The 10,195-nt window shown below is 70.0% G+C and carries 8 protein-coding genes and 2 riboswitches; of the genes, 5 read left to right on the top strand and 3 right to left on the bottom strand.

The window, feature by feature from the left end:
- The first annotated feature begins 64 nt into the window (after positions 1–64).
- Both Aco03nite_RS46490 and Aco03nite_RS46485 read left to right on the top strand, forming a co-directional pair.
- On the top strand, positions 65–280 hold the full coding sequence (locus tag Aco03nite_RS46490) for a hypothetical protein (protein WP_203808452.1): 216 nt from the start codon (positions 65–67) through the stop codon (positions 278–280).
- Between the two features lie 116 nt (positions 281–396).
- Entirely contained in the window at positions 397–3,111 is a 2,715-nt protein-coding gene (locus Aco03nite_RS46485; RefSeq protein ID WP_203808450.1) for a S8 family serine peptidase, read from the top strand.
- A gap of 25 nt (positions 3,112–3,136) precedes the next feature.
- On the opposite strand, the gene Aco03nite_RS46480 is transcribed toward Aco03nite_RS46485, so the two are convergent.
- Positions 3,137–4,426 (bottom strand): L-serine ammonia-lyase, encoded by a 1,290-nt coding sequence (locus Aco03nite_RS46480; RefSeq protein ID WP_203808448.1) that lies wholly within the window; start codon positions 4,424–4,426, stop codon positions 3,137–3,139.
- A gap of 40 nt (positions 4,427–4,466) precedes the next feature.
- Positions 4,467–4,549: riboswitch (glycine riboswitch) on the bottom strand.
- Positions 4,550–4,553: 4 nt separating this feature from the next.
- Positions 4,554–4,648, bottom strand: a riboswitch (glycine riboswitch).
- A 708-nt stretch (positions 4,649–5,356) separates the two neighbouring features.
- Between Aco03nite_RS46480 and Aco03nite_RS46475 the strand changes: the two genes are divergently transcribed.
- Together Aco03nite_RS46475 and Aco03nite_RS46470 are read left to right on the top strand one after the other, a co-directional pair.
- A complete protein-coding gene (locus Aco03nite_RS46475) occupies positions 5,357–6,322 on the top strand; it encodes a hypothetical protein (protein WP_203808446.1) in 966 nt (321 codons plus the stop codon).
- Positions 6,323–6,345: 23 nt separating this feature from the next.
- Complete coding sequence (locus Aco03nite_RS46470) at positions 6,346–7,599, top strand: metal-dependent hydrolase (protein WP_203808444.1); 1,254 nt, start codon at positions 6,346–6,348, stop codon at positions 7,597–7,599.
- Between the two features lie 156 nt (positions 7,600–7,755).
- On the opposite strand, the gene Aco03nite_RS46465 is transcribed toward Aco03nite_RS46470, so the two are convergent.
- Positions 7,756–8,028: an ABC transporter ATP-binding protein gene (locus Aco03nite_RS46465; protein WP_203808442.1), complete on the bottom strand. Its 273-nt coding sequence runs from the start codon at positions 8,026–8,028 to the stop codon at positions 7,756–7,758.
- A gap of 287 nt (positions 8,029–8,315) precedes the next feature.
- Here Aco03nite_RS46465 and Aco03nite_RS46460 point away from each other — a divergent pair, with 287 nt between their 5' ends.
- Entirely contained in the window at positions 8,316–9,551 is a 1,236-nt protein-coding gene (locus tag Aco03nite_RS46460) for a glycerophosphodiester phosphodiesterase family protein (protein WP_275415982.1), read from the top strand.
- On the opposite strand, the gene Aco03nite_RS46455 is transcribed toward Aco03nite_RS46460, so the two are convergent.
- Positions 9,552–10,121 (bottom strand): M23 family metallopeptidase, encoded by a 570-nt coding sequence (locus tag Aco03nite_RS46455; RefSeq protein ID WP_239145999.1) that lies wholly within the window; start codon positions 10,119–10,121, stop codon positions 9,552–9,554.
- Positions 10,122–10,195: the final 74 nt, after the last annotated feature.

Below are 10,195 nucleotides of genomic sequence, written 5' to 3'. Positions count from 1 at the left end.
TGGTGCGCCCTACTTCACCCAGGACTTCGGTTTCTGATGTCGCCCAGTGGGCATGTAGTGGTGCATGACCACTTACGACAGCAGTGTTGACGCGCTGCCGAAGATCATGCCGGACGACTCTTCGGTGGCTGAGAAGGGACGCAAGCGTCCCGCCATCATCTCCGCGGCGGCTCTGGGATTCGCCGCGCTCGTCGCGGGCGGCGTGTTCGGTGGTCGCAAGATCGCCGAGGCGCGTAAGCCGCGAAGCCGCTGGCAGCAGCTCAAGGACCGCATTCGCTGACAATCCGTACGATGCCCCGGTCACCCTTGGTGACCGGGGCATCGTGCTGTTAGATGGCATCCACGTACATCGAATCGATAGATGTCAGTGGGGGCACGACATTGAACGTATTCAGGATGTCCATCGCAACAGTGCTCGTCGCGGCTCTGACCATTCCGGCGACCGGCGCCGAGGCGCGTGACGACGCGGCGAACCGCGCGTACGCCCAGATCGCCGCCCTTCAGCAGTTGAAGAAGTCACTCACGCCGGCCGAACGCAAACTCGACAGCCGTCTCGCCGCCGAGATCCGGGGCGTCGCGCTGCCGCACCTCGACACCGGGGTTCCGGTCTCCGAGTCCGGCACCGTCGAGGTCGAGATCCGCGCCACGAAGATCGACGACGGCCTGCTGGACCGGCTGCGGAAGGCCGGCGCGGGGATCCGCTTCCCGGCCGCGTCCACCGTGCTGGCCGAGGCGCCGCTCAAGGCGCTGCCGGCCATCGCGACCTGGCCCGACGTCACCGCCATCAGCCTGAAACACGGCCTGATCAGCAGCCACCAGACCTCGCCCGGCTCACCGATCGCCGACACCAAACAGGACAAGGCGAAAAGGATCGACGCGGCCGTACGGGTGGCGAAGGCCGCCGGCACGACGACCTCCGAGGGCGACCGGGTGCACGCCGCCGACACCGCCCGGACCAGGTACAAGGTGACCGGCGTGGGGGTGAAGGTCTGCGCCCTGTCCGACGGTGTCGACTCGCTCGCCGCCTCGCAGGCCAGCGGTGACCTGCCCGCCGACGTGGACGTGCTCCCGGGTGAGGAGGGTTCCGGCGACGAGGGCACCGCGATGCTGGAGATCATCCACGACCTGGTGCCGAACGCCCGCCTCGGTTTCGCCACCGCCTTCACCAGCGAGGCGAGTTTCGCGGCCAACATCCGGGCGCTGCGGTTCGACGCCGGATGCGACATCATCGTCGACGACGTCGTCTACTACCACGAGAGCCCCTTCCAGGACGGGCTCCCGGCGCAGTCGGTGAACGCGGTGACCGCCGACGGGGCGTACTACTTCAGCTCGGCCGGCAACGAGGGCAACACCCTGGACGGCGCCTCCGGCAACTGGGAGGGCGACTTCGTGGACTCCGGTCTCGGGGTCGGCAAGTTCGCCGGGGACGCCCACGACTTCGACCCCGGGACGGGCACCCAGATCTTCAACCCGCTGTCGCCGAACAGCGCAGGCCGGGTGACCACACTCTGGTGGGCCGACCCGCTGCTCGGCTCGGCCAACGACTACGACCTCTACCTGATCAACGCGGCCGGTGACGTCACCGGCTTCTCCCAGGACAGTCAGGACGGCGACGACGACCCCTTCGAAATTCTGCAGACCGGCTCCGGTACGGGTCAGCGACTGGCCGTCGTCAAATACTCCGGCGCCGACCGCTACCTGCAGCTCTCCGTCTTCCGCGGGCGGTTCACCGGGTTCTCCACACCGGGCGTGACCCGCGGGCACAGTGCCGCGGTGAACGCGTTCTCGGTGGCCGCCGCCCCGGCGAAGGACCCGCTGCCGTTCGCCCTGGAAGCCGGTGACCCGCCGAACCCGGCCGGCCCGTTCCCGACCGTCTTCACCCGCGTCCAGCTGCCGGAACGCTTCACCTCCGACGGGCCACGGCGTGTCTTCTACCAGGCCGACGGCACGCCGATCACGCCCGGGAACTACTCGTCGACCGGCGGTTCGCTACGGGTCAAGCCGGAGATCACCGCCGCCGACGGGGTGTCCACGACGGTGCCCGGGTTCGAGACGTTCTACGGCACCTCGGCCGCCGCGCCGCACGCCGCCGCGATCGCCGCCCTCGCCCTGTCCGGCAACCCCGGGCTGACCAACGCCGAGATCCGGGCCGCGCTCACCGGCAGCGCGCTCGACCTCACCCCGGCCGGACGGGACGCCCGCACCGGCGCCGGGGTGATCCGCGCCGACCTGCTGCTGCGCAACACCGGCGCCACCCCGCAGCCGCTGGTCCGGGCCGGCACACCCACCGTCACCCCGACGACCGGGGACGGCGACGCCTATCTGGAGCCCGGCGAGCAGGGCACGGTCACCCTGCCGGTGCGCAACGCCGGCGACGGTACGGCCACCGGGGTCAGCGTCGTCGTCGACTCCGACCATCCGGGGGCGGTCCTCACCCCGCGGTCCCGGTCGTACGGCACCATCGCCGCGGGCGCGACCAGGAGCAGGGACTACACGCTGAAACTGGACGCCGGGTATCCGCTCGGGCGGCCGGTCACGCTGTCGGTGCGGGCCACCTTCGCCGGGGTGCTGTCGCCCACCTCGGGCACGGTGCTCGTCTCCACCGGGCAGGCCTCGACGACGGTGCGGGACTTCGCCTACACCGGGCCGGTTCTGCCGATCCCGGACAACGACCCGGCCGGGGCCACCGCCACCGTCGACGTCGGCGGGGTCGGGTACGCGTCCACGCTGACCCTGTCCATCGACGGTACCGAGTGCTCCACGGTCGTCGGGGCTGCCACGGTCGGGCTGGACCACTCGTGGGCCGGTGACCTGGTCGCCACACTGACCGCTCCGGACGGGCGGGCGGCGACGCTGTTCGCCCGGGACGGTGGGGGCGGCAACAACCTGTGCCAGGTGGTCTTCGACGACCGGGCGGCCGCTCCGTTCTCGTCGGTGACCTCGGCGAACGCTCCGTTCACCGGGACCTGGCGACCCGATGTGCCGCTGTCGTCGCTGCGGGCGTCGGCGGTGGACGGGACGTGGTCGCTCAAGGTGGTCGACACCGCCAACGCCGACACCGGGTCGATCCGGGCGTTCGCCCTGCACATCGCCGGTTTCGAACCCGCCTGAGCCGGTGCCGGCCCGGCCGTCAGCGTCAGCACTCGATGACGTTGACGGCCAGGCCGCCGCGGGACGTCTCCTTGTACTTGATCTTCATGTCGGCGCCGGTCTCCTTCATGGTCTTGATGACCTTGTCCAGGGAGACGTGGTGCCGGCCGTCGCCCCGCAACGCCATCCGGGCCGCGGTCACCGCCTTCACCGCGGCCATGCCGTTGCGCTCGATGCACGGGATCTGCACCAGGCCACCGACCGGATCGCAGGTCAGGCCCAGGTTGTGCTCCATCCCGATCTCGGCGGCGTTCTCCACCTGCTCCGGCGTACCGCCCAGCACCTCGGCCAGCCCGGCCGCCGCCATCGCGCACGCCGACCCCACCTCACCCTGACAGCCCACCTCGGCACCGGAGATGCTGGCGTTCTCCTTGAACAGCAGACCGATCGCACCGGCCGCCAGCAGGAAACGGACGACCCCTTCCGGTCCCGCGCCGGGGACGAAATCCAGGTAGTAGCGCAGCACCGCCGGGATGATGCCGGCCGCGCCGTTGGTGGGCGCGGTCACCACCCGGCCGCCGGCGGCGTTCTGCTCGTTGACGGCCATCGCGTAGACGGTCAGCCACTCCATGGCGTGGGCGGCCGGATCACCCGCGGCTCGCAGCTGCCGGGCGATCGCCCCCGCACGGCGACGAACCTTCAGACCACCCGGCAGTACGCCCTCCGCCTCCAGCCCGTCCCGGACGCACTCGTCCATCACCCGCCAGATGCCCGACAGCCCGTCCCGGACCTCCTGCTCCGGTCGTCGGGCTTTCTCGTTCGCCATCATCAGGCGGCCGATCGACAGCCCGGTCGAACGGGTCAGTGCCAGCAACTCGTCACCGGACAGGAAGGGGAACGGGACGGGCGTCTGCTCCGGGCGTACCGCCGCGGAAGTGACGTCTCCCGTCACGAACCCGCCGCCGACCGAGAAATAGGTCTTGCGCAGCAGCTCGGCCCCGTCGGCGTCCCGAGCCGTGAAGATCATCCCGTTGGGGTGCTCGGGCAGCGACCGGCGGCGATGCAGCACCATGTCCACCTCGAAGGCCGTCACCACCGGTTCCAGGCTGGTGTCGACCGTCTCCGGATCCTCCCCCATCAGGCCGAGCAGCACGGCCCGCGGGGTGCCGTGCCCGTGACCGGTCGCCCCCAGCGACCCGAACAGTTCGGCCCGCACCGTCCGGGTCCGCCCGTCCAGCCGCCGGGCGAACATGGCCGCGGCCCGCATCGGCCCGACGGTGTGCGAACTCGACGGCCCGATACCGACGGAGAACAGATCGAAAACGGACACGGCCATGACAGGCTCCTCTTAGCGACAGGCGGCTGGGCCTCCCTCGCTCTGTCATCGGGCCTGAGAGCTTCGCCGCCTCGTGCACGGCTTGCACCTTGGGCGCGGCCTCGAGGGACCGGCTTTCCAGAGTCGCCTGACCGCTGCGGTACGTGGGCCTGAGAGATTCTGAGGGAGAAGTTGCTCCTTCGGCGTCCCGTCCAGAAACGGAAACTCTCCCGCGGCGGCAGTCACGGCTTCTTCGATTGTGGCCTCGGACCCTACCCTGTCTGCATGTTCCCGGCCAGACACCCCGGTTCGCCAGACGAGCCCCCAGCCCACCCCACTCCCGAACCACACCCACCGGCCGGACAACACCCCCTCCCCCACCCCGAACCACACCCACTGGCTGGACAACAGCCCCTCCCCCACCCCGATCCACACCACGCCCCCCGAACCACACCGAACGCCGCACCCAACCCGGAATCCCCGGCCGGCCCGCACCCAGCCCTCCCGCCCGGACCACACACCGAACCCCGTCCGGGTCCTTCTGGCGCGCCAGTTCCTCCCTCTGCCGGGCAGCCTCTTCCGCCCGGCACGCCCTTCCCCGCGCAAGCCGCGCACGTCGCGCACTTCCCTCCGCCCGGCACGCCCTCCCCCGCGCAAGCCGCGCACTTCCCTCCGCCCGGCACGCCTTACCCTCCGCACGCCGCGCACCCTCCACCGCCTGCATCGCCCTTTCCTTCGTCTGCCGCGCCCCTCCCTCCGCAAAACGGGCCCTCCCCCTCGCCGGGCGCACCCTTTCCTCCGCCGGGCGCACCCTTTCCTCCGCCGGGCGGGTCCTTTCCTCCGGCCGCCGCCGGGTCTTTCTCGGCGTATGGGCACCAACCGGGGACGCCGGGGTTCGCCGATGCTGGTGGGGCACCGTTCGCGGATGAGGCGTATCGCGAACCCGGGGTGGTGCGGCTGGCCCGGTGGCTCGCCTGGCCGGCGCTGGCGGCCGCGATCATCCAGTGGGGCGCCTTCGTCGCGCTGATGGCCGTCCTGTCCTTCATGCCCCGGGTCGCGCCCGAGCCGACCGCCCCGGGTGAGGTGCTCATCCTGCTGGCCGGCGTCGGTCTGGTCGTGTCCGTGCCCGCCCTGGTCGGGTGGGCGGCGGTGCGGGCCGCGAACGGCCGGCCCGGCGGGCGCGCGGTGCTCTGGACGTTCGGCCCGCTCGGGGTGGCGCTGTCCGGCACGATGGCCTACCTGGCCTGGTACCTGATGACCGATATCGGGCAGACCGAGAACCCAGAACTCATGTTGATCGTATTGATTCTGGCTTCGTCAATGTTGTACATATTGCCGCTGATCATCTCGGCGGTCCTCTGGATGCTGACGCCGGCCCGCGCCTACCTGGCCTGGCACCGCCCGGACGACCGGGAGGCGCTCGGCCGCGGCCTGCTGACCGCGGCCGTCGCCCTGCTCGCGGTGGCGCTCCTGGCCGCGCTGATCACCGCGGTGCTGATGACGTTCGCCCCACGGGAACTGGCCGAGACCGGTGACGCGGATCGGCTGGCGTCCGCCCTCACCTACGCGACGATCGTCGCCGGCGTGGTGTCGGTGATGGACATCCTGCTGCTCGGCGGCACGGTGCTGACCCGGCTGACCGGCCGCTGGATCCTGCGGACCCTGGTCTACGGCACCGGTATGGTCCTCGTGCTGGCGCTGATGCCGGCGATCACGGTGATCGGTCTGGGTGTCGGGGCGGTCGGTGACGAGAGCGGCGACGACGTGGCCCTGACGTATGCCTGGACCGGCATCACCCTGTTCTCCCTCGGCGCGATCCTGCACCTGATCGCGATGCTGCTGGTCGCCATGCCGTCGGTGTCCTCACTGGTGGCGACGGACGGCTCCCCGGACGACGCCGAACCGCGTCCCTACTGACCAGGACGATCAACATGGACAACTTGACGCACACATTGATCAGTGTGCTGGTCGGCGAGACGCTGCACCGGACGCTGCCGCCGTCGAGCGTGCTCAGCGACCGGGCCCGGCGCGGGGTGGCGATCACCGTGATGGCGGTCGGCGGCAATCTGCCGGACGCCGACGTCATCTACACCGGCTGGGCCGGCAGCACCCTCGACTACCTGCTGCACCATCGCGGCCACACGCACACCGTGGTCGGCGCGCTCGGACTGTCGGTGCTGCTGTTCGGCGCGGTCTGGCTGTGGTGGCGGCGCCGGAAGGTGAAACCGGCACCGGCCGACCTCGGGTTCCTCGCCGGGGTGTCGGTCCTGGCGCCGTTGCTGCACATCGGGCTGGACTTCACCAACTCGTACGGCGTGCACCCGTTCTGGCCGTTGAACGACCGCTGGTTCTACGGCGACGCCGTCTTCATCGTCGAGCCCCTGCTCTGGGCCTGTTCGGCGGCTCTGCTGTTCGTGTTGCCGAGCCGTACGGCACGTGTGTTGATCGGGCTCGTGTTGACGGCAGGCATCGTGTTGAGCTGGTTCAGTGGATTCGTACCGGCAACTCTTGCGGCGTTGTTGACCCTGCTGACCGCCGGTCTGGCCGCGCTCAGCCGCTTCGCCCCGGCCCGTGTCGCGCTGGCCGGCGGGATCGTCGCCTGGCTGGCGCTGACCGCGACGTTCGTCGTCACGTCCCGCACCGCGGAGAGCCGGATCGAGGCGCTGCTGGCGCAGAATTTCCCGGCGAGCACCACTCTCGACGTGGTGCTGACGCCGATGCCTGCCGATCCGGTGTGCCGCGAGGTCTTGGCCATTCAAAGATCAAAAGAGGCTTATTCGGTACGCCGGGCCTTCCATTCCCTGGCCCCGGGCTGGATCTCGGCCGACCGTTGTGCCGAGCTGTACCCGTCCACCGGCGCGTACCAGGCCACCGGCGCGGAGACGACGGCCCGCCTCGACCCGGTCGCGCAGCCGTCCACCGACGAGATCCTCTGGGCCGGCGAACTGTCGGTCCCGGCGGATCTGCTCGCCCGCCTGGCGAGCGAATACTGTGCCGTCGACGCGCTGCTGCAGTTCGCCCGCGCACCATGGGCAATTCCGGACAGTGACGGCTGGATCGTCGGAGACCTACGGTACGACCGGGAACCGGAGCTGGGCATGGCCGAGGTACGGGTCGGCCCGAGCCAGGACGAGTGCCCACAACTGTCCGCACCGTGGACCCCACCCCGAGAAGACCTGCTCACCGTCGATTGACCGCCGACGTCACGATCGGTGAGGGCCGCATGGTCTTGGCCCCCGCCGACGTCACGAAACGTGACGACTGACCCTCTCGTGGCCCTCGCCAACGTCACGATCGGTGAGGGCCGCACGGTCTCTCGGCCCTCACCGACGTCACGGTCCGTGTGGATCTCATCTGCGGAGGCGCCGGCCGGTGGCGGCCTCCTGGTGGTCCCAGAACTCGGCGAACCGCCCGCCGGCCGCGATCAGCTGGTCGAACGTACCGTCCTCGGTGATCCTGCCGTCCTCCCGGAAGAGGATGCGGTCGGCGGCCCGGACACCGGCCGCGCGGTGCGCCACGATGATCCGGGTGCGGGGTACCGGATCGGCGGTCAGCGCCCGCACCACGGCCTGCTCGTTCTCGGTGTTCACACTGAGCCGGCTCATCCCCAGCTCACGACCCACCCGAACGATGTCCTCAACCAGAATCTGAGGCGGCCTGCCCCCGGCGTTGACCAAAGTTACCCCTGAACAAAGGCACCCCAACTCGCGTACGGCGATGGTAAATCCCCCGGATCGTCTTCTTCTCGTGGCGTCGAGATCGACGCACAGCCGGAGAGCCGGGCCGCTGGCCGGAGGCACCACCCACCCCGCCCAGCCGCTCGACGCCTCGGATTCACCGTCATGTATCCCTTCGGCTGCCTGCGACGGTCAGGCTGACCCCGGAGCCGGTTCACGAGAAGGGGCCAGACATGCGGACATGGCGAACCAGCATCATCACGCTGACGGTGGCCGCGGGATTCCTCGTCCCGAGCGCGGCGAACGCCGGCCCTCAACCCACGCCACCCACCGCTGACCAGGGAAGAGATCAGCCCACCGCCGGCCAGGGAAGACCACCTACCGCTGACCAGGGAAGACCGCCCACAACTGACCGGGATCGGCCGCCCACCGCTGACCAGAATCGGCCGCCCACAGCCGGCCAGAATCGGCCGCCCACAGCCGACCGGGATCGGCCGCTCACCGTTGACCAGGGAAGGCACCGGCGCACCTTCGACCTCCAGGCTCACCGGGGTGGTCTCGGGCTCGTGGTGGAGAGCACCCTCCCGGCCTTCGCCAACGCGCTGGAGCTGGGCGTCTCCACGCTCGAACTGGATGTGCAGATCACCGAGGACGGCCGGGCCGTCGTCACCCACGACCGGCGGGTCAGTGGAACCAAATGCACCGACACCGGCCCGGCCACCCCCGGCGACCCGGAGTTTCCCTACGTCGGCAAATACATCAACACGCTCACCCTGAAGCAGGTCCGCACCCTGGACTGCGGTTCGAAGACGCTGCCCGACAAACCGGGTCAGCGGGCGGTCCCGGGCGCCAGGGTGCCCCTGTTGAGCGAGGTGTTCCATCTCGTCAACATGTACCGGGCGAATCAAGTCAAGATGAACGTCGAGACGAAGGTGGAGGCGGGCGCACCGTCGGAGACCGCACCGCGGGAGCAGTTCGTGCGGGTCACCGCGGCGGAGATCCGCAAGGCCGGCATGACCGGACGGGTCACCGTGCAGAGCTTCGACTGGGGCGCGCTCATGCTGATGCGCCGGGTCGAACCGAGGCTGCCGCTGGTGGCGCTCTCCAACTACGACTTCCTGCAGATCGGTCGGCCGGGCGCGTCACCGTGGCTGGGCGGCATCGACATCGACGACTTCGACGGTGATCCGATCCGGGCGATCCGCAGTTTCGGGGCCACCACCTACTCGCCGGTGCACGGATTCCAGGACGACACCGGCTACCGGCCGTACGTGACCGCCGCGATGGTGCGCCACGCTCACGCGTACGGGATCAAGGTCGTGCCGTGGACCGTCGACGACCTGCCGCTGATGGCGAAGCTGATCGACGACGGGGTGGACGGCATGATCACCGACTATCCGGACCGGTTGCGGTCGCTGTTGGCGCGGCGTGGCTTCGAGCTGCCGCGGCGGTACACCTTGCCGCGCTGATCACTTCGGGACACAGTTGGCGCTGGTACGGCGTACTTCGTACTCCCGGTCGTCGGTGGTGATGCCGGACGGGACGCCCGCGAAGTACGCCTCCATCTTCTCGCCGGCGGCCCGCTGCTCGTAGTGCAGGTGCGGGGCGCCGGACTTGCCGGTGCTGCCGATCCTGCCGAGCTGCTGTCCCTGCTCGACCCGCTGCCCCTTCTGCACCATCGGCGGTTCCAGCATGTGCAGGTACTGGGTGGTCCACAGGCCGCCGTGGTCGATCTTCACCCAGTACCCGGCGCCCGTACCGTACGGTCCGTCCGGGTTTTCCGGGGTTCGCTCGCCGAGTGTGCCGTTGATGCCGGACTCGATCACCTCGCCCGCGGCGGACGCCAGGATCGGGCGGCCCCAGGTCCTGCCCTTGGCCGGGAAGAAGTCGATGTCGAAATTGTCGTGGCCCGGATAGGTGGTGAGGATCCAGTTCTCCTTGCAGGCCACCGGCATCTGGAAGACGGGCCGCGGGCCGGGCACCGGTGGTGGTTCCGGTTCCCGCGTCGGCAGCAGGAGCAACACGGACGAGGCGACGATGGCCACGGTCACGACCGCCCCGGCGATGAAAGGTACGGGGCGTCGCTCGGTCACCGCTCGATCATTTCAGAACC

The sequence above is a fragment of the Actinoplanes couchii genome, from assembly GCF_016862075.1.
Classification (GTDB): Bacteria; Actinomycetota; Actinomycetes; order Mycobacteriales; family Micromonosporaceae; genus Actinoplanes; species Actinoplanes couchii.
This window is presented reverse-complemented; position numbering and strand designations above follow the sequence as displayed.